Raw genomic sequence first — 23,088 nt, 5'->3', positions numbered from 1 at the left:
CGGTCAGTCGCCAATATAGTCACGGCTGACACGCTCGCTTAACTGCGTAATCAGCTCGTAAGCACTGATGCCGGTAGCTGCAGCAACGCGCTCTGCCGGCAACTCCTTGCCCCAGAAAATCACCTCATCACCGACGTTATCTGTCGCCTCCGGCCCTAAATCAACGGTGATCATGTCCATCGATACCCGCCCGGCGATCGGCACAATGCGGCCATTCACCAGCACCGGCGTGCCGTTCGGCGCACTGCGCGGATAACCGTCGCCATAGCCCATTGCCACCACGCCGAGGCGCGTATCGCGCTCGCTGGTCCAGGTGCTGCCGTAACCCACCGGCTCACCGGCAGCGTGTTCGCGCACGGCAATCAGGCTGGATGTGAGCGTCATTACCGGTTGCAGACCAAAATCACTGGCGTCACCGGTCTCCAAGGGCGACACACCGTAGAGAACGATGCCGGGGCGTACCAGATCCAGATGCGATTCCGGCCACAGCAGGATGCCACCGGAGGCAGCAATAGATTTCAGCCCCGCTTTGCCTTCGGATACCTCATGGAAACAACGCATCTGTTTTGGCGTCGCATCGCTTTGAGGTTCATCGGCGCGGCAGAAATGGCTCATCATATTGACCGGCTGAACCACGCTCGGGCAGGCGCTCAGACGCTGATAAAATGCGTCAGCCTGTGCGGGCTGAACGCCCAGACGGTGCATACCGGTATCGATTTTTAACCAGACGTTCAGCGGCCGTGCCAGTTGCGCATTTTCCAGCGCCTCGAGTTGTTCAACACTGTGGACGGCGGTATGCAGCTGATGTTCCACCAGCAGCGGTAATTCGCTGGCGGAGAAGAAGCCTTCAAGCAGGAGAACCGGTTTAACGATCCCGGCCTTGCGCAGCGATAATGCCTCGCTGAGCCGGGAGACGCCGTAAAAATCAGCGTCTTGCAGGCTGTGCACTGTTTCCAACAAACCGTGCCCATAAGCGTTTGCTTTCACTACCGCAACCAGACGACTTTGTGGCGCCAGATGACGTACCCGTTGCAGATTGTGTCGCAGAGCGCGGCGATCAATGACAGCCGTAGCCGCTTTCATTTTTAGTCCTTGGAATGAAATTAAGAGTTTCTGATAGCGGGGTTGAGAACACAACCCCACCTGGCCTCCCCTTCTGGAAGGGGAGGGATAACGTCAAAAACCGGGAGGTTAATCTTCGTCGTATTGCGGGCCGCCATAGTTATCGAAACGCGAAAACTGGCCGTTGAAGGTCAGTCTTACCGTACCGATCGGGCCGTTACGCTGCTTACCGAGGATGATTTGCGCGATGCCTTTTTCTTCACTGTTATCGTGATAAACCTCGTCACGATAGATAAACATGATCAAGTCGGCGTCCTGCTCAATGGAGCCGGATTCACGTAAGTCGGAGTTGACCGGGCGTTTATCCGCACGTTGCTCCAGGCTTCGGTTAAGCTGCGACAGCGCCACCACCGGCACCTGCAATTCTTTCGCCAGCGCTTTCAGCGAGCGGGAGATTTCGGCGATTTCCAGCGTACGGTTGTCAGACAGCGCCGGAACGCGCATCAGCTGGAGATAGTCGATCATGATGAGGCTCAGGCCGCCGTGCTCACGGAAGATACGGCGCGCGCGCGAACGGACCTCCGTCGGCGTCAGGCCCGAAGAGTCATCGATATACATGTTCCGTTTTTCGAGCAAAATCCCCATGGTGCTGGAAATACGCGCCCAGTCCTCATCATCAAGCTGGCCGGTACGGATTTTGGTCTGGTCGACGCGGGAAAGCGACGCTAGCATACGCATCATGATCTGGTCACCGGGCATCTCGAGACTGAAGATTAAGACCGGTTTGTCCTGCATCATCGCGGCATTTTCGGCGAGGTTCATCGCAAACGTCGTTTTACCCATCGACGGACGCGCCGCCACGATGATTAAATCGGATTTTTGCAGACCCGCGGTTTTCTTATCCAGATCGGCATAGCCGGTCGAGACGCCCGTCACGCCGTCGTGCGGGCGCTGGAACAGCTCTTCGATACGGGAAACTGTGCTTTCCAAAATGCGGTCGATGCTTTTCGGGCCTTCGTCTTTACTGGCGCGGCTTTCGGCAATCTGGAATACGCGGGATTCGGCCAAATCCAGCAGGTCTTCGCTGCTGCGGCCCTGCGGATCATATCCGGCATCGGCAATTTCATTGGCGACGGAAATCATTTCACGCACCACGGCGCGTTCGCGCACGATGTCGGCATAAGCACCGATGTTCGCCGCACTTGGTGTGTTTTTCGAGAGTTCTGCCAGATAGGCGAAACCACCGACCGAATCCAAATCCCCTTTCTGTTCCAGAGATTCAGACAACGTAATCAGGTCGATCGGTTTGCTCATTTCCAGCAAGCGCTGCATTTCGGTGAAAATCAGGCGGTGTGGCCGGCTGAAGAAGTCATTGCTGACCACGCGCTCGGCGACGTTATCCCAGCGTTCGTTGTCCAGCATCAGCCCGCCCAGAACGGATTGCTCTGCTTCCAGCGAATGCGGCGGAAGCTTAAGGCCTTCCATCTGGCGATCGCGGGTTTCGTTCTGTTGAAAGGTTGGTTTTTTTGCTGCCATCGGTGGATTACTTCCTGCTCTAAGCGCCTGTTTTGTGAGCGTCGGGCTTCTAAAAAACCAAAGCCAGACTAGCGCGTTAGTATAGGTTGTCATGTCTCATTTCAAAAGGGTATTAACCGGCTGTGCCTAAAATCTGGATTGTCGCGGGCATTTAGCCTAGGGTGGAAAACAGACTCCATCACGAGGGAAAAGCATGGCCAAGCGCATCCAGTTTTCTGAAACAGGTACACCTGACGTTCTGCAATATGTTGATTATCAGCCACAAGATCCGCAGGCCGGTGAAGTTCAGGTCGAAAACAAAGCCATCGGCATCAATTACATTGATACCTATGTGCGCAGCGGCCTGTATCCGCCCGCCAGCTTCCCCGCCGGTTTAGGCACCGAAGCGGCAGGCGTGGTTATCAAAGTGGGCAGCGCCGTCACCGGCATCAAACCGGGCGACCGCGTGGTGTATGCCCAGTCAGCCCTGGGTGCTTACAGTGAAATCCATAACGTGCCGCAGGAAAAAATCGCCATTCTGCCGGATGTAATCAGCTTCGAGCAGGCGGCGGCATCTTTCCTGAAAGGACTGACGGTCTATTATCTGCTGCGTCTGACCCATAAAGTGCAGCCGGGCGAAACGATTTTATTCCATGCCGCCGCCGGTGGCGTGGGTTTGATTGCCTGCCACTGGGCGAAAGCGCTGGGCGTGAAACTGATCGGGACCGTCGGTTCAGATGAAAAAGCGGAGCGCGCGAAACAGGCCGGTGCCTGGGCGACGATCAATTATCATAAAGAAGATATCGCTACCCGCGTGGCGGAGCTGACAAACGGTGAGAAAGTCGGCGTGGTCTACGATTCCGTCGGCAAAGACACGTTTGAAAAGTCGCTGAACAGTCTGAAACGCCGTGGTTTACTGGTGAGTTTCGGCAATGCGTCCGGACCGGTGAAAGGCGTGGATCTGGCGATCCTTAATCAGAAAGGCTCACTGTTCGTCACGCGCCCTTCCCTCAATGGCTATGTGACTAACCGCGAGGAGCTGGAAGAAGCCAGCGGCGAACTGTTCTCGCTGATCGCCAGCGGCGCAATTCAGGTAGACGTCAGCGATGCGCAGAAATTCCCGCTGTCCGAAGCCAAACGCGCACACGAAACGCTGGAAAGCCGCGCGACCCAGGGGTCGAGTTTGCTGATTCCAGGTAAATAATCAGTCCGCTGAATGATAAATGCAAAAAAGGCTTCCATCTGGAAGCCTTTCTTACTGTCTGATCCAGACGACCTCTGATTTCAGACGGGTACTGCCGTAGGGTACTGCAAGGTAAATCCGAAGGGCGGTGTCACTTATGCGACTATTGTGTGCCTCAACGGACTTGATGAATTCAGTTTATGGCCTGCTGACCATGAATGAATCTCATCCTAACAGTCACCCATGTTAAAAAATATGATTTATAACCTTTGACCGCACATTCTGATCCAGCTTGTGATCGCGAGCACATAAGTAAAAGTTATCTTTGTAACGATTACATTTTTATGTGCACAGCAGTGCGTTATTAACCGTCATGATTTCATGATGTTATAGAATCCACTTATTGACTTCAAAAATCATGGTAAACGGCGGCGACGGTATTTAGGCGCGTCCGGCCTGATATACGCACGATAAATCCAGACCGCGATGACAGCCAGAACCAACCACGGCAACATTTTGATAACAATTGCCAAGAATCCGCCCAGCATCATCAGAGCAAACGCCACGATCAGTGCAGCCGCCATGCCCAGCAGAGAGACGCCGGTCAGCATCAGCATGAAGAAAAAGCCAAGCACAAAGAGAATTTCCAGCATCGGGTGCTCCTTAATAAGCGAATTGCATTAAGACGCGATGTCATAACACCTGTTTACCATTACAAGAAACGTGCCAATCGGAGACAGTAATTATTGCATTGAATATCAAGGATAAAATTATTCGCAGGCATGAATGACCTGCGAAGAGATAGCGAATTTGACTAACAGATAGTGATTTTACTCACGGCTTAAACCTGCGCTGTCGCTTCCTGAGGTTGATTTACCATCGACAGAGCCTGCTCGACCACATCAATGCCCGCGCCGGCTTTATGCGCATTTTCACTGAGATGACGACGGAACTGACGCGCACCTGGCACGCCCTGGAACAGGCCGAGAATATGGCGGGAGATATGACCAAGATAAGTGCCTTTGCTCAGCTCCGCTTCAATGTACGGATACAGCGCACGGATAATGTCCGGACCTGTTTTCAGCGGTGCGTCTGAGCCAAACAGTTCGCGATCCACGTTCAATAACATGCCAGGATTTTGGTAAGCTTCGCGGCCCACCATGACGCCATCCATAAATTGCAGATGCGTTTTGGCTTCTTCCAGCGTCTTAATCCCACCATTAATCGCCATCGTCAGATGCGGGAAATCACGCTTAAGCTGATACACGCGTGGGTAATCCAGCGGTGGGATTTCACGGTTTTCTTTTGGGCTCAGACCGGAAAGCCACGCTTTGCGCGCATGAATGATAAACGTATCGCAGCCGCCTTTTTCAGAGACCTGACGGATGAAATCGCACAGGAATTCATAGCTGTCCTGGTCGTCGATGCCGATGCGGGTTTTGACGGTAACAGGAATTGACACCACGTCGCGCATCGCTTTGATGCAATCCGCTACCAGCGACGCCTGTCCCATCAGACAGGCCCCGAACATGCCGTTCTGCACACGATCCGACGGGCAACCAACGTTGAGGTTAATTTCATCATACCCGCGCGCTTCGGCCAGTTTAGCGCAGTGCGCCAGATCGGCCGGATTACTGCCACCGAGCTGAAGCGACACCGGATGCTCTTCCTCACCAAAGCCGAGATAATCCCCTTTACCATGAATGATGGCGCCGGTGGTCACCATTTCAGTGTAAAGCAGCGTCTGGCCAGTCATCAGGCGGTGGAAATGGCGACAGTGACGATCGGTCCAGTCAAGCATCGGCGCAACGGAAAAACGCTGAGCGGAAAACGGGGGGGTTTGGGGTATTTCGTGTTGAGTTTCTGACATCGACCTGACATTCGCTGAAGGAGTTCGTGGCGCTCCCTCCGGCGCACAGGCCAGAGGGAAGGTAGTTGCTGATTATACCACAGAACAAAGATTCGGCATCCGCTGCGGGTTTTAGGAGGCAGAATATGTCACAGCCCGGCGGCGCATAATTCGTCGATTTGGCCGAAGCATGATAAAATCAACAATGGCCACATGATGTGGCTTATCGATCCCAATCTGCGCTCAGAGAACGTTTTTATGACCCTGAATAATCCGGAAAAAGTCCTTTCACAAGCTGAAGAGCTTTGCCAGCAGCGTAATGTTCGCCTTACGCCGCAGCGTCTGGAAGTGCTGCGCCTGATGACGCAACAGCCCGGTGCGATCAGCGCCTATGACTTACTGGATTTGCTGCGCGTCAGCGAACCGCAGGCCAAGCCACCAACGGTCTATCGTGCGCTGGATTTCCTGCTGGAACAAGGGTTTATTCACCGGGTGGAATCCGCTAACAGCTACGTGTTGTGCCATCATTTTGAAGAGCCCAGCCATACGTCAGCGCTATTTATTTGCGACCGCTGCGGTCTGGTGACGGAAAAAACCACTGACGGTATCGAAGAGCGCCTGGCGAAACTGGCACTGGATTCTGGGTTCGAATTACGTCATTCCGTAGTAGAAGCGCATGGTCTGTGCGGCGAATGCAAAGTCGTTGAGACATGCGAAAGCCACGACCACTGCGATCACGACCACACAATCGTGGTGAAGAAACGCTAAATTTTAGATCGCGGGATTTGAATAGCGAGGATGCGGTACTGTCGGGAGGATTTTACGGCTGACGTGCTCAAGATAAAACAGTGGGTACATCCTTGTACCCGTATCCTGAAAGCGTTCCGGGTAGGAGCAGCTTCTACTCAGGATACGTCACTGAAACACGAGGGGGAGTCGCGTTTTTACCAGTGATATTTGTTGCTTGATTCCCAATCCTTGAGCTCTTTTTCGGCCTGATCTTTCTGATAGCCGTAACGCTCCTGAATCTTACCAACCAGCTGATCGCGTTTACCTTCCACTACGGTCAGATCGTCGTCAGTCAGCTTGCCCCATTTTTCTTTTACTTTGCCTTTAAACTGCTTCCAGTTACCGTCGGCTTGGTCCTTATTCATAAAATATCTCCTGTTACCTTAGGGTTTATGGAGCTGCGGGTTACCGCTGCAGCTCGGGCTTAACACTTTTAAGGTTAGTAGAGAATTTGGATTTATCCTGCAAACGAAGGGATAAAACGCGTTATTAGGATTATTCCAAAGCAGGATATAACGGCTAACCGCTATATCCTGCCATGTAAAAAAGTCGCCAATTCAGTGTGATGACGAGGAAAACCAGGCGTCTCGCTGCCAGTACCGGTGCCATATCCAGCCGAGAGAAACGCCCCGCAGCCCGAGGAAGACGGTCAGCGCCAGCCACAGCGCATGGTTGCCCAAAAGCGGTAATGACAGCAACGTCAGTCCATACCCGAGTGCGGCAATCGCCATGCTGTTGCGCATATCCCGCCCGCGGGTCGCGCCGATAAACATACCATCGAGCAGGTAACACCAGACCGCGACCAGCGGCAGAACAATCTGCCATCCCAGATAACTGTCAGCCAGCTGGCGCAGCTCTGGCAGAGACGTCAGCGCATTAATAATTTGCTCGCCGGTCAGGGCATACAACAGCGCAAACGCCAGTGCCACCAGACCCGCCTGCCGACAGGCTGCGCGCCATACCTTCAGCAGTTTTTCACGGTTACGGGCACCAAACGCCTCACCGGAATGGGCTTCAATCGCGTAAGCAAAGCCATCGAGCGCAAAAGCTGTAAAGGTCAGAAGATTCATCAGAACGGCATTCACCGCAACGATATGGCTGCCGAGCCGCGCCCCGAGAATAGTCAGCGAGGCGAAACAGAGCTGGAGTAGTAACGAACGCAGCATGATGTCACGGTTGAGACTCAGCAACCGGTGCAAGTCGCCACGCCACGATGAGGTCAGCAGCGGGAAAGTGATCCCCCAGCGCTTCATCACACGCCAGACAAAATACAGCCCGATGAACAGCGTGAAATACTCCGAACAGGCAGTTGCCGTCGCTGCGCCCTGTACATTCCAGCCGAGCCCTATCACCAGCCACAGATCCAGCACGATGTTAAGCAGGTTACCGGCAATCAGTAAAATCACCGGCCCGCGCACGTATTGAATTCCGAGGAGCCAGCCCAGGATCACCAGATTTGCCAGAGAAGCAGGCGCGCTAATCCAACGAATTTCAATAAACAGCCGCGCCTGTTCCAGCACCGACTGACTGCCGCCAACAATGTAAAAAGCCCCTTCCATTAGCGGATGCCGAAACAATAAAATCACCACCCCCGCCAGCACAGCCAGAAGAAAAGGCTGCACAAAAGCGCGCGCCAGCAGGACTTTATCTTTAGCGCCGAGCGCCTGCGCGGTCATACCGGTGGTACTCATGCGCAGGAACAGCAGCATCATGAACAGGAAGGTGGTGATCATCGAACCCACCGCGACGCCGCCGAGATAATCCGGGCTGTCGAGATGACCGATCACTGCCGTATCCACCAGTCCCAGCAAAGGCACAGTGATATTAGAAAAGATCATTGGCAGCGCGAGCATCCAGAGGGCTTTATCGGTCGGGCTCAGAAAAGTGTGTTGAAGCTTTTGCAGAAGGGATTGATGTTGCATAGAGAATCTCATGCCGGAGGTTCAGGATATGCCTAAAATGAAATCGCCCCGTGAGGGGCGATAATGCGAAATTCGTGTGACTTAGTTCAGGGGAAAGCGCAGAAATCGCATTTTCGTTGGCTGATTAGATCCAGTCGCCGTTGCGAATAACACCTACCGCTAAGCCTTCAATGCTGAAGTTTTGCTCACGCAGATCCACCACAATCGGCTGGAACTCGCTGTTTTCAGGCAGTAACTGCACCACGTTGCCTTGTTTCTTCAGGCGTTTTACCGTGACTTCATCATCGATACGGGCGACGACAACCTGGCCATTACGCACGTCCTGCGTTTTATGCACGGCCAGAAGATCACCATCAAGAATCCCAATATCACGCATCGACATACCGCTGACACGCAGCAGGAAATCCGCGCTCGGTTTAAACATCGCGGGGTCTACCTGATAGTGTCCTTCGATATGTTGCTGAGCCAGCAGAGGTTCACCGGCGGCTACACGGCCAATGAGCGGTAAACCTTCTTCTTCTTCCATCAGCAGACGGATACCGCGCGAAGCCCCGGAGACAATCTCAATGACGCCTTTACGCGCCAGAGCTTTCAGGTGTTCTTCCGCAGCATTCGGGGAACGGAACCCAAGACGAGCGGCAATCTCCGCGCGGGTTGGTGGCATACCCGTAGTGGAGATATGATCGCGAATCAGGTCATAGACCTCTTGTTGTCTGGTCGTTAAAGCTTTCATTCCGCCCCCTGGTTGTTTATACAGTCTAGCTGTGAGTATATACAGCTATACGGGCAATGAAAACCTAAGATTGAATAAAAACAGTGCATAAGCGCGATTCCTGGAATACAGATTCCAAATCAGAACCATCGCGGCCAAAAGATGCTGACCCAGACAAAAATCGCCAATATGATGGTCAACAGTACGGCAGCCGACCCGATGTCTTTGGCACGTCCTGAGAGCACGTGAAACTCAGGCCCGATGCGGTCGATTGCGCATTCCACGGCGCTGTTGAGCAATTCCACCACGCAAACCAGGACCACCGAGCCGATTAGCAGGATGCGTTCGATGCTGCTCACATCGAACCAGAAAGAGAGCAAAATTAAGGGGATAGCCGCACTGGCTTCCTGACGGAAAGCCGCTTCATTTTGCCATGCCGCTTTCAGCCCTTTCCATGAATATCCGGCTGCTTTATAAATTCGGGTAAATCCAGTGACTTGGTTCGCCATTCTGTTACTGATCCTTGAGGGGTAGTCCTTCGGGTGTTTGATGCATTTTAGCGGTTTAATGGTCTCTCATCACCACAGATCTCATTTGAGCTTTCTGGTATCCTTGCGGCGAAATGGCTAACAAGAGGCTTCACGTTTTTATGTCAGGTTGGCGTAGACTTTATTACACATTATTGAATTTACCGCTTTCATTGCTGGTAAAGAGCAAAGTCATACCTACAGATCCGGTGACCGAGTTGCACTTAGACCCGACGCGCCCGATCCTGTACGTATTACCTTATAACTCCAAAGCAGATTTGCTGACCCTGCGTGCGCAGTGTCTTGCCCAGAATTTGCCCGATCCGCTGATTCCGCTGGATATCGACGGCACACTGCTGCCAAGCCATGTGTTCATCGCTGAAGGCCCGCGCGTGTTTTCGTATTACACGCCGAAGCAGGAATCCGTAAAACTGTTCCACGACTATCTGGATCTGCACCGTAATAATCCGGATTTAGACATTCAGATGTTGCCCGTCTCGGTGATGTTCGGACGTGCACCGGGCCGTGAAGGTCAGGATACGCCACATCTGCGCGTGCTGAACGGCATTCAGAAATTCTTCGCCGTGTTGTGGCTAGGCCGCGACAGTTTTGTCCGCTTCTCTAATACGGTGTCGTTGCGCTACATGGCGACCGAGCACGGTACGGATAAAACCATCGCGCAAAAGCTCGCCCGCGTGGCGCGAATGCACTTCTCTCGCCTGCGTTTGGCAGCAGTCGGCCCGCGCCTGCCTGCCCGTCAGGATTTATTCAATAAGCTGCTGGCCTCGAAAGCCATTGAAAAAGCCATTGAAGATGAAGCGCGCAGCAAAAAGATTTCACACGAAAAGGCCCAGCAAAACGCTATCGCGCTGATGGAAGAGATTGCCGCGAACTTCTCTTATGAAGCCGTGCGCCTTTCCGACCGCGTATTGAGCTGGACGTGGAACCGCCTTTATAAAGGCATCAACGTGAATAACGCCGAGCGCGTGCGCCAGTTAGCGCAGGACGGGCAGGAAATCGTGTATGTGCCCTGCCACCGCAGCCACATGGATTATCTGCTGCTGTCTTACGTGCTCTATCATCAGGGGTTGGTACCGCCACACATTGCAGCCGGTATCAATCTGAATTTCTGGCCAGCCGGCCCGATTTTCCGCCGTCTGGGTGCGTTCTTTATCCGTCGTACCTTTAAAGGCAATAAACTTTACTCGACCGTGTTCCGCGAATATCTGGGCGAGCTGTTCAGCCGGGGTTATTCGGTGGAATACTTTGTCGAAGGGGGCCGCTCGCGAACCGGGCGTCTGCTGGAGCCAAAAACCGGCACGCTGGCGATGACGATTCAGGCCATGCTGCGCGGCGGTTCCCGCCCTATTACGCTGGTGCCGATTTACATCGGTTACGAACACGTGATGGAAGTGGGAACTTACGCGAAAGAGTTACGCGGCGCGACCAAAGAGAAAGAGAGCCTGACTCAAATGCTCAACGGACTGCGTAAGCTGCGCAACCTCGGTCAGGGCTATGTGAACTTCGGTGAACCTCTGCATCTGACCACCTATCTGAACCAAAACGTGCCAACGTGGCGTGAGGCGATCGACCCTATCGAAGCCCAGCGCCCGAGCTGGCTGACGCCGACGGTGCAGGATCTGGCTGAGCAGATTATGGTGCGCATCAACAATTCAGCGGCGGCCAACGCCATGAACCTGTGCTGTACCGCGTTGCTGGCGTCCCGTCAGCGCTCACTGACCCGCGAACAGTTGACTGAGCAGATTGATTGCTACCTGCAGCTGCTGCGCAATGTGCCGTACAATGCTGATTCAACGGTGCCCGATCTGACCGCCGATCAGTTACTTGATCACGCGCTGAACATGAACAAGTTCCAGGTCGAAAAAGATAATATCGGTGACATTATCGTTCTGCCGCGCGAGCAAGCCGTACTGATGACGTACTACCGCAACAACATCCATCATATGCTGGTGTTACCATCGCTGATTTCAAGCATCGTGATGCACCACCGTCTGGTCACCCGCGAGGAATTGCTGCGTCAGGTTGAACTGATTTATCCGATGCTGAAAGCCGAACTGTTCATGCATTTCGATAAAACCGATCTGCCACAGGTGCTGGATGTTCTGACGCTGGAACTGGCGCGTCAGCAGATTATTCATCTGGAAGATGATGAGTTATCGCTGAACCCGGCACGTATCCGCACGCTGCAACTGCTGGCTGCCGGTGTACGTGAAACATTGCAACGCTACGCGATCACCTTCTCCTTGCTCACAACCAATCCAAGCATCAACCGCGGTGCGCTGGAAAAAGAGAGCCGGATTATGGCGCAGCGTCTGTCGGTGCTGCACGGTATCAATGCCCCTGAGTTCTTCGATAAAGCGGTATTCTCAACGCTGGTTGGCACGCTGCGCGCAGAGGGCTATATCAACGATATCGGTGATGCGATTCAGGAACAAACGCGCGAGATTTACAACATGCTTAGCGACCTGATGACGCCAGACATCAAACTCACTATCGAAAGCGCCGGTATGCCTTCCGAGCTGCCACAGCCGACTGAACCGCCGGCTGAACCTAAGATGGATGTGCGCGATACCGATCATTAATCACCCGTAGTAGCGCTTTAAAAGGCAGAAAACAAAACGCCCGGACTTTGCAAAAAGTCCGGGCGTTTTTTCATTGTCTGAAGGGATTAGAAACTGAACGCCGACAGACTCATCAGGATGCCAAGGAACAACACCAGGCCAACATAGTTATTCTGACGGAAAGCCAGGAAACAGGCGTCACGTTCGCGCTTCGCGATCAGTTTTTGCTGGTGCGCAAATAGCGCGGCGGCCAGCAACAGCGACCAGTAGAACGGCGCGCCAAGCTGGGAAAGATGCCCGACCATCGCCATCAGAACCAGCGTTGCCAGCTGCAACAGGCCGATGATCAGCGTGTCAAAACGGCCAAACAAAATGGCCGTCGATTTTACGCCAATCTTTAAATCGTCATCGCGATCGACCATCGCATATTGCGTGTCGTAGGCCACCGTCCAGCAGATATTTGCCACGAACAATAACCAGCAACTGAGCGGAACGGTTTCACTGACGGCTGCGAAAGCCATCGGGATCGCCCAGCCAAACGCCGCGCCCAATACAAACTGCGGCAGATGGCTGACGCGTTTCATGAACGGGTAAATCCACGCCAGCGCCAGCGCGGCAAGCGAGAGGAAAATCGTCATGCGGTTGAGGGTCAGCACCAGCAGGAACGACACCAGCACCAGCCCGGCAAACAGCATTTTGGCCTGTTTACCGCTGACCGCCCCACTCGGCAGTGGCCGGTTGGCGGTGCGCTTAACGTGCCCGTCGATTTTGCGGTCAGCATAATCATTCACCACGCAACCGGCGGCGCGCATAAAGAAAACGCCAAGCACGAACACCACTAAAATTTTTGCAGAAGGCATGCCGCCACCGGCGAGCCAAAGTGCCCACAGCGTCGGCCAAAGCAGCAACAGCGAGCCGATGGGTTTATCAATGCGCATCAGGCGGCAATAATCCCGCCAGGTGCCCTGCGTCATACTTCCCGACACTCTCTGTTCTCCTTGTGGATTGGTCTGGCTCATATCCCGCTCACTTTGCCTTCAGGGCGGTGAACCGGTGAATCTGGCAGGAAAATTTCCGTCAGCAGCAGCGGTTTATCAGAAAGACGCAGACGCGAACGCCGCGCCCATAAGTCGCCCTGCTCACTTTGCAACTGCCCGAGATGGATGTAATCGCGGGTCAGGTTATTACCGCTGAAGAGGTAACGGCCAAGCGGTATGGTACCGAGATCCACCAGCGCCATGTCAGGCCCGGTCAGTGTCTCTTCGGGAATGACGGTACGACCGAGCAACCAAGGCTCAGCGTCGCCAAACAGTACGATTTCGCGCACCCAGTAACGGGTGCTTTCCGGCAACTGCTGCGCTTCACTTTCTCCCAGTTCAGCGCGGCTGACAAAGCATTCGTTTTGAGGTTTAACGGTGACAGTAACACCCTGTTTTTCAAAGCGACGGGTCATGGATCCCATTTCCATCAGCCAGTCAGCCACGTCCGCAGGAACATCAGTCGGATCGTTAAACCAGTGAATCGGGGGTTGTGCAGGGGAATGGGAATCAGACATCAACGGCTCCGTAATGGAGGTATTCATACCTCCAATGAATTATCTGCCTCGTATTCTAACGCATGAATGCGAGGCAGTAATTGCATCATTTTACTCGCGGCGCAGACGCTCGCTGTTCGCCAGGAAGAGCGTGACGACCAGAACGAGGATCGCGCAGGCATACACCAGCGTGTCATAAGGGCTTTTGTGATCGACAATAATCAGTCGAATAATCGCCGTGATACCGATGTAAATAAAGTAGCGCAGCGGGAAATGATATCCCGACGAAAAATACTTAATGATCAGCGCGATAAATTCGAAATAGAGGAAGTAAATGACAATCCCCTCTATCAGAAGATACGACGAAGACTGATCGTTATTCACGAACAATACCATTGCTAAATGATAGGTTTCGCGGCCGATAAAAATCATCAGAATCGCGGCCAGTCCCAATAAAAAAACGTTCAAAATTCGCTGCATGATGACCGAAATCATCGTTGCCCGTTTTGATCCTGCCATGTGATCTACATCCCACTTTTGTTATTAATACCCGCAGAATACCACAGAGTCCGCACAGGAAAAGCGGCATTAAAAAAGGGTCAGCCTGTGAAGGCTAACCCTTTTATTTCCAGCGTTCTTTTACGTATTTCTACGCAATTATGCGCGCCAGTTTTTGAAACGATTGATCAGGCCATTCGTCGAGCTGTCGTGACCCTTCACATCTTCGCTGCCTTCAAGCTCTGGCAGGATGCGGTTCGCCAGTTGTTTACCTAATTCCACGCCCCATTGGTCGAAGGTGTAGATGTTCAGGATAGCGCCCTGCGTGAAGATTTTGTGCTCGTACATCGCGATCAACGCACCCAGGCTGTATGGCGTGATTTCACGCAGCAGGATGGAGTTAGTCGGACGGTTACCTTCGAACACTTTGAACGGCGCAACGTGTTTCACGTCTTCCGGTTTTTTACCCTGGTCGGCGAATTCTTTCTCGACCACGTCCAGAGATTTACCAAATGCCAGCGCTTCCGTCTGTGCGAAGAAGTTAGACAGCAGTTTCGCGTGGTGATCACTCAGCGGGTTATGGCTGATGGCCGGCGCGATGAAGTCACAAGGGATGATTTTAGTACCCTGGTGAATCAGCTGATAGAACGCATGCTGGCCGTTGGTACCCGGCTCGCCCCAGATGATCGGGCCAGTCTGGTAATCCACCGGATTGCCGTTACGGTCAACGAATTTACCGTTGGATTCCATATTGCCTTGCTGGAAGTATGCAGCAAAACGGTGCATGTACTGATCGTATGGCAGGATCGCTTCGGTTTCAGTGCCGTAGAAATCGTTGTACCAGATACCGATCAGCGCCAGCAGAACCGGCAGGTTTTTCTCAGCAGGGGTATTCGCGAAGTGGTTATCCATCGCGTGCGCGCCGCTCAGCAGCTGCTCGAAGTTTTCGAAACCGACGGACAGCGCAATTGACAGGCCGATTGCGGACCACAGAGAGTAACGGCCACCGACCCAGTCCCAGAACTCGAACATGTTGTCGGTGTCGATACCAAACTCGCCGACCGCTTTACCGTTGGTAGACAGCGCGGCGAAGTGTTTCGCCACGTGTTTGTCATCGCCCGCGGTTTTCAGGAACCAGTCACGCGCGCTGTGGGCGTTAGTCATGGTTTCTTGCGTGGTGAACGTTTTTGATGCCACCAGGAACAGCGTGGTTTCCGGCGACAGGTCTTTCAGCGTTTCGGCGATATGGGTGCCATCAACGTTGGAGACGAAATGCATGTTCAGATGATTTTTATACGGACGCAGCGCTTCGGTCACCATGAACGGGCCGAGGTCTGAACCGCCGATACCGATGTTGACGATGTCAGTGATCGCTTTGCCGGTATAACCCTTCCAGTCACCACCGATAACGCGCTCGGTAAAACCTTTGATCTTCGCCAGAACCGCGTTGACTTCCGGCATCACATCTTTGCCATCGACCACAATCGGCGTGTTGCTGCGGTTACGCAGCGCAACGTGCAGAACGGCGCGGTCTTCGGTACGGTTGATCTTCTCACCAGAGAACATCGATTTGATGGCCCCCTGAAGATCAGTCTCTTTTGCCAGAGCCTGCAGCTTGTCCAGCGTTTCTGATGTGATGCGGTTTTTGGAGAAATCGACCAGCATCTGGTCTTCAAACGTGGCAGAGAACTTGGAGAAACGATCACCATCTTCAGCAAACAGATGGCTAATCTGCACATCTTTCATCGTGTCGAAATGCTGCTGCAGCGCTTGCCAGGCAGCGGTCTGAGTTGGATTGATATTTTTCATAGCAATGCTCTTAGGCTGAGAATAAATATGAGGTCACTGTCCCGATTGTATCCTGAACTTCCCGAGATGAGATGCCTTTTCTTGCGATAGGCCAGATCTGTGGATCCACAATGACAAAGAACAATATTAGATGACAATCGCTCAAAATGTGGCTCGACCGGCCGTGAGACCGTTGACAGACGCGCCATAACCCGTTATTCCTAAGCACCGAACTCGCACGCGTGCTCACGTACGCTGTTGTGAGCCAGAAGAGGCGCGTCGCCCAGGCAGTGTACCGGAGGAGCCGAAATCCTACGAAGGTGCATCAGGGGGAGCGGCGCCGAGGTCAAATGCTGACGGCAGGCAGATGATCGACCACAGGGGCTGAATCCTCTGGGTTGTCACCGACATACCCGAAAAAGGGTATTGGCATGGTGGGGCGCTTCTGGGTGTATCGTAGCATCTCTACGCCTGCTCCCGTTTCCCGCTCTCCCCTTGTGCCAATTCTTATGGATTAGGTGGCCGTCATAGAAATGACGTCCCGGACATGAGGTTTTACATGAATCACGCAGCATCCCGCAACGCCACTGTGCAGCCTTTGGGCAACGTTATCGTCGCCAAGTTCGGCGGTACCAGTGTGGCTGATTTCGACGCGATGAACCGCAGTGCAGACATCGTTCTTGCGCGCCCGGAAGTTCGTCTGGTCGTTCTCTCCGCCTCTGCGGGCGTCACCAATTTATTAGTCGAGCTGGCAACGGGCCAGGAAACCGAACGCCGTGTCTTCCTGCTTGACGAAATCCGCCGCATCCAGAATGCCATTATTGACCGCCTCGATAATCCAACGGTGATCCGCGAAGAAGTGGGTCGCATGCTGGAAAATATCGCCATGCTGTCGGAAGCCGCAAGCCTCGCGACCTCTACCGCATTGACCGACGAACTGGTCAGCCACGGCGAGCTGATGTCCACCCTGCTGTTTGTTGAAGTCATCCGCCAGCGCAACGTGCCTGTAGAATGGTTCGACGTGCGTAAAGTCATGCGCACCAACGATCACTTTGGTCGCGCAGAGCCGGACACGCAGGCGCTGACCGACCTGACGCTTTCGCAGCTGCAACCGCGTTTGCAGGACGCGCTGGTGATCACTCAGGGCTTTATCGGTTCAGAAGGTAAAGGCCGCACCACGACGCTTGGCCGTGGCGGCAGTGACTACACCGCAGCATTGCTGGGCGAAGCGCTCGGCGCGGTGCGTGTGGATATCTGGACGGACGTACCGGGCATTTACACTACTGACCCGCGTCTGGTACCGGCTGCGAAACGTATTGACCGAATCGCGTTTGAAGAAGCCGCTGAAATGGCCACTTTCGGTGCCAAAGTTCTGCATCCTGCCACGCTGCTGCCGGCGGTACGTCGCGGCATTCCGGTATTTGTCGGCTCCAGCAAAGATCCGTCGGGCGGCGGCACGTTGGTGTGCGATACCAGCGATAATCCACCGTTATTCCGCGCGATCGCCCTGCGTCGCAGACAAACGCTGGTCACGTTGCACAGCCTGAGCATGTTGCATTCACGCGGTTTCCTCGCTGACGTGTTTGGTATTCTGGCCCGCCACAACATTTCTGTGGATTTGATCACTACATCCGAAGTCAGCGTAGCGCTGACGCTGGACACCACCGGTTCCACCTCATCTGACGCCAGCCTGCTGACCACGTCACTGCTGACCGAACTGTCGTCGCTGTGCCGCGTGGAAGTCGAAGAGAATCTGGCGCTGATCGCTATCATCGGCAACAAGCTGTCGCAGGCGTGTGGCGTTGGCAAAGAAGTCTTCGGCGTATTGGATCCGTTCAACATCCGCATGATTTGCTACGGCGCGAGCAGCTATAACCTGTGCTTCCTGGTACCGGGCAGTGATGCCGATCAGGTCGTTAAAACACTACACCGCAACCTATTCGAACAATAACGGGCGCGGTATCTGTGAAGACCGGGCCTTGTGCCCGGTCTTTTTTTTGTCTGTATTTTTGCAAAACAACAAAGACAAGGATCATCCTCAATGTTAGCCATTATCACCCGTCTGTTTCCGTTGTGGGCCGTGCTGTTATCGGTCGCCGCGTACTATTCACCCACCACGTTCACCCCCATCGGCCCGCATGTTTCTACCCTGCTGATGCTGATTATGTTTGCGATGGGCGTCACCCTCGAGTTCGGTGATTTCAAACGCGTGCTCTCTCGCCCCGGCCCGGTGGCAGCGGCGACGTTTCTGCATTATCTGATCATGCCGCTGGCGGCGTGGGTGCTGGCAAAACTGTTCCACATGCCGGCGGATTTGTCTGCCGGGATGATTCTGGTGGGCAGTGTCGCCAGCGGAACCGCTTCCAACGTGATGATCTATCTGGCGAAAGGTGACGTAGCGCTGTCAGTCACGATTTCAGCCGTATCAACGCTGGTGGGCGTGGTGGCCACGCCGTTGCTCACACGGTTGTATGTCGATACGCACATTAAAGTCGATGTGGAAGGCATGCTGCTGAGTATTTTGCAGATCGTGGTGATCCCGATTTTAGCCGGTCTGATTATTCATCATTTATTCACTAAAACGGTGAAACGGATCGAACCGCTGCTGCCGCTGTTTTCCATGGTATGCATTGTCGCTATCATCAGCGCCGTGGTGGCGGGCAGTCAGGGCTTTATCGGCTCGGTCGGTCTGGTGGTGATTGTGGCGGTGATCCTGCATAACGCGATCGGCCTGCTGAGCGGCTACTGGGGCGGGAAACTGTTTGGCTTTGACGAAACCACCTGCCGTACGCTGGCGATGGAAGTCGGGATGCAAAACTCAGGTTTAGCCGCGACGCTCGGGAAGATTTACTTCTCCCCGCTGGCCGCCTTGCCGGGCGCGCTGTTCTCAGTCTGGCACAATCTGTCAGGTTCTCTGCTGGCCGGTTACTGGTCAGGCAAACCGGTTAAGAAAGACTAAAAAAGAAACGGGCGCTTTTGACAGCGCCCGTTTTACTTTACTGAATACCTTACGTTAAACCACTTTCACGTCATCATTGGGTTCACGCATTTCATCTTCCTGCTCATCCTGATCCAGCACGTTATACGCCACCGCACAGAACAACGAATTCAGACGCTTCATGTCGCCCAGCAGGCCAAGGTGCAACGAACTGGTTTCGATACTCTGGACGTTATGCTGATGCAGACGGTCAACGTGCGCGTGTGCATAGCGACGGTCGAGAATGCGGAAGCGGTGTTTGGAACGGCGCAGACGACGCGCGCTGGTCAGGTCATTCGACAAGAACACTCCGAGGCTCAGACGCAGGTTATCGAGCAGTTTTTCATGCAGGGCTTCCAGCTCCACCAGCCCTTCCGGCGAAAATGCGCGGCGCGTTGCGTGGGATTTGGCGGTGATATCGCCGGTCATGCGTTCGATGATGTCGCCTGCCTGTTCCAGGTTCAGCGCCATTTCGATGATTTCCGCCCAGCGACGTGAATCCTCTTCCCCCAGCCCCTCTTTGTTGATTTGCGCCAGATAGAGTTTGATGGCGGTGTACAGCACATCCACGTCGTCGTCGAGGCGGCGCACTTCGCGATCCTGCGCCAGTTTCCCGTGCATGACTTCGCGGTTGAGGATCAACATATGTTCTACCACATCGCCCATGCGCAGAGTTTCGCGGGCGGCGTTGGCCAGCGCCAGCGTCGGGGTATCAATGGCGCTGACGTCCAGATGGCGCGGACGCAGGCGCGGGTCATCTTCCGGCACGTCGGCAATCATCATCTCGCACACTCTCGCCATCGGCGCGGTCAGCGGCACCATCGCCAGACAACGGATAAGGTTGTAGAACATGTGGAAGTAGATCACCAGCTCTTCGTCCGGAATACCGAGCCGCGCCAGCTGCGTCGAAAGCGGGCCGACAAACGGCAGTACAATCACCAGACCAATCAGCTTAAACAGCGTGCTGCCCAGCGCCACGCGGCGACCTGCAGCATTCATTTTACTGGCGTTAATCATCGCCAGTAAACCGCTACCGAGGTTGGCCCCGATCACCAGACACAATGACACTTTCAGTGAAATCACACCGGTGGCCGTCAACGTGGCGGTCAGCAGTACGGCGGCGAGACTGGAATAACTGATGATGGCAAAGATCGCACCGGTCAGGGCATCGAGCAACACGTCCCCGGTCAGCGACGAGAACAGCACTTTGACGCCGGACGCCTGCATGATCGGCGTCGCTGCCGAAACAATCAGTTCCAGCGCCAGCAATATCAGGCCAAGGCCGATCCCTACGCGTCCCATCTGGCCCGCGCGGGTTTGCTTGCGACTGAGGAAGAACGCCACACCGACGAAGATAAACAGCGGGGAAAGCCACGACAAATCGAACGTCAGGATACGCGCCATGACAGCAGTACCGACGTCGGCACCGAGAATGATCACCAGCGCGGGCGCCAGCGCCACCAACCCCTGAGAAACGAACGACGTCACCAGCAGCGCAGTGGCGTTACTGCTTTGCACCAGCGCGGTCACACCGATACCGGCCACGAAGGCCAGCGGTTTTTTTTCTACACTACTGCTCAGCACGCGGCGCAAATTCGCACCAAAAACGCGCATGATGCCGGTACGGACGATGTGCGTTCCCCACACCAGCAGGGAAACAGCAGATAACAGATGAAGAAGGGTTAACACGAAAAAACAGCTCCATTAACGCCAGGCATAGACCGGCCATCCTGCCTGCCGGGCGTGCTGGAGCAGGATGGCGTCCGGATTCACTGCGTAAGGCTGACCCACTTTGGTCAACAACGGCAGATCGTTGTGGGAATCCGAATAAAAACTGGCTTGTTGCAGCAGGGTTTCATCCTGATTGATGAGATCCAGCAACCGCGAGACTTTGCCTTCGCGATAGGTCATCGTTCCCTGCGTGGCCCCGGTAAAGCGGCCATTCTGAATTTCTACACCGATCGCCAGCGTTTCATCGACACCAAGGAAACGGGCAATCGGCTGCACCAGATGCTCACCGGAGGCGGAAATAATCACCGTCCGGTCGCCCTGTGCGCGGTGAGTGGCCAGACACTCACGCGCCTGCGCATAAATACGCGGTGCAATAACATCTTCGATGTAACGCGCGACCATCGCCGCGACGTCGCCTTGAGTACGGCCGGTCAGCGGCGCCAGCGTACATCGCATGTACTCGCGCATATCCATCTGACCGACGGCATATTGCTGCATCAGCGCAGCATCCTGTTGCAGAAAAGCCTGTTCATCGGCCACCCAGCCTTGTGCCACCATATAGGCAGACCACAAACTGGAACAGTCGCCGCTAATCAGGGTTTCATCGAGATCAAACAGCGCCAGTTTCATGCAACTTCCCGTAACGTAACAAGATCTAACTGTAGACCAATATCGCTGCCATCGGCGCGAAGTGAAGCCACAGACCGGTTTAAGACGTCCACAGAAAGCTCTACGCCGTGCGCTAACACGCGATAACGCACCACGTTGCCAAGCAGACTGTGGCTGAGAATTTTGGCCGGAATACCTTCAATCACTTCACACACAGTGACTGACTCCGGGCGGATAGCGACGCGCCCCGTGTAGGTGATGCCGGTCAGCGCCATCGCCTGTTCGGCACTTAGCAGGTTATAACTGCCGATAAATCCGGCGGCGAAAGCATCCACGGGTTCAGTATACAAGGTTTCGGCATCGGCATTTTGGACGATTTGCCCCTTGTTCATGAGCACAATGCGATCTGACATCGTCAACGCTTCTTCCTGATCGTGTGTGACAAAAATGGCGGTCAGGTTCATTTCACGCTGGATACGACGGATTTGTTCGCGCAGATGTTTACGGATGCGGGCATCCAGCGCGGACAGCGGTTCATCCAGCAACAGCAGCCGCGGCTGCGTCACCAGCGAGCGGGCGAGCGCCACGCGTTGGCACTGGCCGCCAGAAAGTTGGTGAGGATAACGTCTGGCGTAATCATTCATTTCCACCAGTTCCAACACTTCACCGACGCGGCGATGCACTTCTCCGGCAGGCAATTTTTGCATCTTCAGCCCAAACGCCACGTTAGCTTCCACCGTCATATTGGGAAACAACGCATAGCTCTGAAAGACCATACCGATGCCGCGCTGCTGCGGTGGCAACGGAACGATATCCTGCCCCTGAAGCACAATTTTTCCACTGTCGACGGACGTCAGACCGGCAAGACAGCGCAGCAGCGTGGACTTGCCGCAGCCGCTCGGCCCCAGCAGCGTGACGAATTCACCCTCTCTGGCGGAGAAATCAATATTGTTGAAAATCTGCGTAGGGCCATAAGACTTGTTGAGTTGAGTGACCTGCAAATAAGACATATCAGCTCTTTCCTTTGTTCAGCATGTTCGCCACCCAGGTGAAAATCAGGACGACCATAAAATAGGAGATGACCAGCGCGCTGGTGAAATGGCCGCTGCCGTTGCGCATGTTATAGAGATAAACCTGAACCGTTTCATAGCGGCTGCCCACCAGCAGATTGGCGAAGACAAATTCCCCGATCAGGAAGGAGAAAGAGAGCAGCACGGCGATGGTTGCGCCTTTGCGCAGGTTCGGCAGCACGACCAGCAGCGCAGCTTTCCAGGTGCTGGCTCCCAGCAGATGTGCGGCGTCCATCAAATCGCGCAGGTTAATGGCCTGCATGTTGTTGGAAATGGCGCGGTAGATAAACGGCAGCGCGATGGTGAAGTAACAACCGATCAGGATCCACGGCGTGCCGGTCAGCGATAACGGCTCGCCAGAATAAAGCTGCATCAGGCCGACCGATGACACCACCGGTGGCACCGCAAACGGCAGCAGAATGAGGATATTCATTAGCGCGTCGAGCTTAGGAAAATAGTAAGCAATCACAAACATCAGTGGCAGAATCAGCGCCAGCGAGAGAAAAAGCGTCCCGAAACACACCAGCAGCGAATGCCACAACGCGATAAGAAATCGTGGATCGCTCCACAGCGCCACCAGCCATTTGAGCGTAAAGCCGCTCGGTAAAATCGTCGCGCCCCATTCCAATACCAGCGCGTAAACCAGCGTCGCCAGCAGGGGCAACATCAACACAATCAGTAAAACCCAGATCACCACACGGTGGTAAATCGCTTCAGATCGCGACATTTCACACTCCTCT

At 54.3% G+C, this 23,088-nt stretch carries 21 protein-coding genes and 1 riboswitch; of the genes, 5 read left to right on the top strand and 16 right to left on the bottom strand.

Annotated features, from left to right (window positions below):
• Positions 1 to 3: 3 nt before the first annotated feature.
• Positions 4 to 1,083 carry an alanine racemase gene (gene alr / locus ACMHLI_RS17010; RefSeq protein ID WP_413530482.1) on the bottom strand — a complete coding sequence of 360 codons (1,080 nt, stop codon included), beginning with the start codon at positions 1,081 to 1,083 and terminating at the stop codon, positions 4 to 6.
• A 108-nt stretch (positions 1,084 to 1,191) separates the two neighbouring features.
• Positions 1,192 to 2,598, bottom strand: a complete 1,407-nt coding sequence (dnaB, locus tag ACMHLI_RS17005; RefSeq protein WP_112168449.1) for a replicative DNA helicase — start codon at positions 2,596 to 2,598, stop codon at positions 1,192 to 1,194.
• Positions 2,599 to 2,791: 193 nt separating this feature from the next.
• On the opposite strand from dnaB, the gene ACMHLI_RS17000 reads away from it, so the two are divergent.
• On the top strand, positions 2,792 to 3,781 hold the full coding sequence (locus ACMHLI_RS17000) for a quinone oxidoreductase (RefSeq protein ID WP_413530481.1): 990 nt from the start codon (positions 2,792 to 2,794) through the stop codon (positions 3,779 to 3,781).
• Between the two features lie 395 nt (positions 3,782 to 4,176).
• On the opposite strand, the gene pspG is transcribed toward ACMHLI_RS17000, so the two are convergent.
• On the bottom strand, positions 4,177 to 4,413 hold the full coding sequence (gene pspG / locus ACMHLI_RS16995; RefSeq protein WP_413530480.1) for an envelope stress response protein PspG: 237 nt from the start codon (positions 4,411 to 4,413) through the stop codon (positions 4,177 to 4,179).
• Between the two features lie 188 nt (positions 4,414 to 4,601).
• Positions 4,602 to 5,630 (bottom strand): tRNA dihydrouridine(20/20a) synthase DusA, encoded by a 1,029-nt coding sequence (gene dusA / locus ACMHLI_RS16990; protein ID WP_413530479.1) that lies wholly within the window; start codon positions 5,628 to 5,630, stop codon positions 4,602 to 4,604.
• 237 nt (positions 5,631 to 5,867) lie between these two features.
• Here dusA and zur point away from each other — a divergent pair, with 237 nt between their 5' ends.
• Positions 5,868 to 6,377, top strand: a complete 510-nt coding sequence (gene zur, locus ACMHLI_RS16985; protein ID WP_112168478.1) for a zinc uptake transcriptional repressor Zur — start codon at positions 5,868 to 5,870, stop codon at positions 6,375 to 6,377.
• A 176-nt stretch (positions 6,378 to 6,553) separates the two neighbouring features.
• On the opposite strand, the gene ACMHLI_RS16980 is transcribed toward zur, so the two are convergent.
• The 4 genes from ACMHLI_RS16980 to ACMHLI_RS16965 form a co-directional block, all read right to left on the bottom strand.
• Positions 6,554 to 6,763, bottom strand: coding sequence for a CsbD family protein (locus tag ACMHLI_RS16980; RefSeq protein ID WP_056776037.1), 210 nt, complete (start codon positions 6,761 to 6,763; stop codon positions 6,554 to 6,556).
• 192 nt (positions 6,764 to 6,955) lie between these two features.
• Positions 6,956 to 8,320, bottom strand: coding sequence for an MATE family efflux transporter DinF (gene dinF / locus ACMHLI_RS16975; RefSeq protein ID WP_413530478.1), 1,365 nt, complete (start codon positions 8,318 to 8,320; stop codon positions 6,956 to 6,958).
• Positions 8,321 to 8,444: 124 nt separating this feature from the next.
• On the bottom strand, positions 8,445 to 9,053 hold the full coding sequence (gene lexA / locus ACMHLI_RS16970) for a transcriptional repressor LexA (protein WP_413530477.1): 609 nt from the start codon (positions 9,051 to 9,053) through the stop codon (positions 8,445 to 8,447).
• 119 nt (positions 9,054 to 9,172) lie between these two features.
• A complete protein-coding gene (locus tag ACMHLI_RS16965; RefSeq protein WP_112168455.1) occupies positions 9,173 to 9,541 on the bottom strand; it encodes a diacylglycerol kinase in 369 nt (122 codons plus the stop codon).
• Between the two features lie 140 nt (positions 9,542 to 9,681).
• Between ACMHLI_RS16965 and plsB the strand changes: the two genes are divergently transcribed.
• Positions 9,682 to 12,162, top strand: coding sequence for a glycerol-3-phosphate 1-O-acyltransferase PlsB (plsB, locus tag ACMHLI_RS16960; RefSeq protein WP_413530476.1), 2,481 nt, complete (start codon positions 9,682 to 9,684; stop codon positions 12,160 to 12,162).
• A gap of 86 nt (positions 12,163 to 12,248) precedes the next feature.
• Here the strand turns inward: plsB and ubiA are convergent, their stop codons facing one another.
• The 4 genes from ubiA to pgi all read right to left on the bottom strand — a co-directional run bounded on the left by ubiA (position 12,249) and on the right by pgi (position 15,982).
• The gene (gene ubiA / locus ACMHLI_RS16955) at positions 12,249 to 13,115 is read right to left on the bottom strand and encodes a 4-hydroxybenzoate octaprenyltransferase (protein ID WP_413530629.1); all 867 of its coding nucleotides are present in this window, start codon (positions 13,113 to 13,115) and stop codon (positions 12,249 to 12,251) included.
• 41 nt (positions 13,116 to 13,156) lie between these two features.
• Positions 13,157 to 13,696, bottom strand: coding sequence for a chorismate lyase (ubiC, locus tag ACMHLI_RS16950; RefSeq protein ID WP_413530475.1), 540 nt, complete (start codon positions 13,694 to 13,696; stop codon positions 13,157 to 13,159).
• 90 nt (positions 13,697 to 13,786) lie between these two features.
• Entirely contained in the window at positions 13,787 to 14,194 is a 408-nt protein-coding gene (psiE, locus tag ACMHLI_RS16945; protein WP_056776022.1) for a phosphate-starvation-inducible protein PsiE, read from the bottom strand.
• A 138-nt stretch (positions 14,195 to 14,332) separates the two neighbouring features.
• Positions 14,333 to 15,982, bottom strand: a complete 1,650-nt coding sequence (gene pgi / locus ACMHLI_RS16940; RefSeq protein ID WP_413530474.1) for a glucose-6-phosphate isomerase — start codon at positions 15,980 to 15,982, stop codon at positions 14,333 to 14,335.
• 240 nt (positions 15,983 to 16,222) lie between these two features.
• Positions 16,223 to 16,414, top strand: a riboswitch (Lysine riboswitch).
• Between the two features lie 106 nt (positions 16,415 to 16,520).
• Here pgi and lysC point away from each other — a divergent pair.
• Both lysC and panS read left to right on the top strand, forming a co-directional pair.
• Complete coding sequence (gene lysC, locus ACMHLI_RS16935; protein WP_413530473.1) at positions 16,521 to 17,912, top strand: lysine-sensitive aspartokinase 3; 1,392 nt, start codon at positions 16,521 to 16,523, stop codon at positions 17,910 to 17,912.
• 90 nt (positions 17,913 to 18,002) lie between these two features.
• Complete coding sequence (panS, locus tag ACMHLI_RS16930) at positions 18,003 to 18,920, top strand: ketopantoate/pantoate/pantothenate transporter PanS (protein ID WP_112168462.1); 918 nt, start codon at positions 18,003 to 18,005, stop codon at positions 18,918 to 18,920.
• A 54-nt stretch (positions 18,921 to 18,974) separates the two neighbouring features.
• Here panS and ACMHLI_RS16925 read toward each other — a convergent pair whose 3' ends face one another.
• Genes ACMHLI_RS16925 through ACMHLI_RS16910 form a run of 4 tightly spaced genes read right to left on the bottom strand, consistent with a single transcriptional unit; the run spans position 18,975 to position 23,075 of the window.
• On the bottom strand, positions 18,975 to 20,627 hold the full coding sequence (locus tag ACMHLI_RS16925; RefSeq protein ID WP_413530472.1) for a Na/Pi cotransporter family protein: 1,653 nt from the start codon (positions 20,625 to 20,627) through the stop codon (positions 18,975 to 18,977).
• A gap of 15 nt (positions 20,628 to 20,642) precedes the next feature.
• Positions 20,643 to 21,299, bottom strand: coding sequence for an HAD family hydrolase (locus tag ACMHLI_RS16920; protein ID WP_413530471.1), 657 nt, complete (start codon positions 21,297 to 21,299; stop codon positions 20,643 to 20,645).
• Positions 21,296 to 22,288: an ABC transporter ATP-binding protein gene (locus ACMHLI_RS16915; protein ID WP_413530470.1), complete on the bottom strand. Its 993-nt coding sequence runs from the start codon at positions 22,286 to 22,288 to the stop codon at positions 21,296 to 21,298. Before ACMHLI_RS16915 ends, ACMHLI_RS16920 begins: the two co-directional genes overlap by 4 nt.
• A 1-nt stretch (position 22,289) precedes the next feature.
• Positions 22,290 to 23,075, bottom strand: a complete 786-nt coding sequence (locus ACMHLI_RS16910; RefSeq protein WP_413530469.1) for an ABC transporter permease — start codon at positions 23,073 to 23,075, stop codon at positions 22,290 to 22,292.
• Between the last annotated feature and the right edge of the window lie 13 nt (positions 23,076 to 23,088).

Source organism: Rahnella inusitata, from assembly GCF_965118895.1.
Classification (GTDB): domain Bacteria; phylum Pseudomonadota; class Gammaproteobacteria; order Enterobacterales; family Enterobacteriaceae; genus Rahnella; species Rahnella inusitata_A.
The sequence above is the reverse complement of the archived record's forward strand: the minus strand, read 5'-3'. Positions and strand labels throughout refer to the sequence as shown.

Coding starts and splice junctions, on each gene's coding strand:
- lexA (WP_413530477.1), bottom strand. CDS start 9,053: ATGAAAGCTTTAACGACCAGACAACAAGAGGTCTATGACCTGATTCGC.
- dnaB (WP_112168449.1), bottom strand. CDS start 2,598: ATGGCAGCAAAAAAACCAACCTTTCAACAGAACGAAACCCGCGATCGC.
- ubiA (WP_413530629.1), bottom strand. CDS start 13,115: ATGACGCAGGGCACCTGGCGGGATTATTGCCGCCTGATGCGCATTGAT.
- panS (WP_112168462.1), top strand. CDS start 18,003: ATGTTAGCCATTATCACCCGTCTGTTTCCGTTGTGGGCCGTGCTGTTA.
- pgi (WP_413530474.1), bottom strand. CDS start 15,982: ATGAAAAATATCAATCCAACTCAGACCGCTGCCTGGCAAGCGCTGCAG.
- zur (WP_112168478.1), top strand. CDS start 5,868: ATGACCCTGAATAATCCGGAAAAAGTCCTTTCACAAGCTGAAGAGCTT.
- dusA (WP_413530479.1), bottom strand. CDS start 5,630: ATGTCAGAAACTCAACACGAAATACCCCAAACCCCCCCGTTTTCCGCT.
- ACMHLI_RS17000 (WP_413530481.1), top strand. CDS start 2,792: ATGGCCAAGCGCATCCAGTTTTCTGAAACAGGTACACCTGACGTTCTG.
- lysC (WP_413530473.1), top strand. CDS start 16,521: ATGAATCACGCAGCATCCCGCAACGCCACTGTGCAGCCTTTGGGCAAC.
- dinF (WP_413530478.1), bottom strand. CDS start 8,320: ATGCAACATCAATCCCTTCTGCAAAAGCTTCAACACACTTTTCTGAGC.
- psiE (WP_056776022.1), bottom strand. CDS start 14,194: ATGGCAGGATCAAAACGGGCAACGATGATTTCGGTCATCATGCAGCGA.
- alr (WP_413530482.1), bottom strand. CDS start 1,083: ATGAAAGCGGCTACGGCTGTCATTGATCGCCGCGCTCTGCGACACAAT.
- ACMHLI_RS16980 (WP_056776037.1), bottom strand. CDS start 6,763: ATGAATAAGGACCAAGCCGACGGTAACTGGAAGCAGTTTAAAGGCAAA.
- ACMHLI_RS16910 (WP_413530469.1), bottom strand. CDS start 23,075: ATGTCGCGATCTGAAGCGATTTACCACCGTGTGGTGATCTGGGTTTTA.
- pspG (WP_413530480.1), bottom strand. CDS start 4,413: ATGCTGGAAATTCTCTTTGTGCTTGGCTTTTTCTTCATGCTGATGCTG.
- plsB (WP_413530476.1), top strand. CDS start 9,682: ATGTCAGGTTGGCGTAGACTTTATTACACATTATTGAATTTACCGCTT.
- ACMHLI_RS16915 (WP_413530470.1), bottom strand. CDS start 22,288: ATGTCTTATTTGCAGGTCACTCAACTCAACAAGTCTTATGGCCCTACG.
- ubiC (WP_413530475.1), bottom strand. CDS start 13,696: ATGTCTGATTCCCATTCCCCTGCACAACCCCCGATTCACTGGTTTAAC.
- ACMHLI_RS16920 (WP_413530471.1), bottom strand. CDS start 21,299: ATGAAACTGGCGCTGTTTGATCTCGATGAAACCCTGATTAGCGGCGAC.
- ACMHLI_RS16965 (WP_112168455.1), bottom strand. CDS start 9,541: ATGGCGAACCAAGTCACTGGATTTACCCGAATTTATAAAGCAGCCGGA.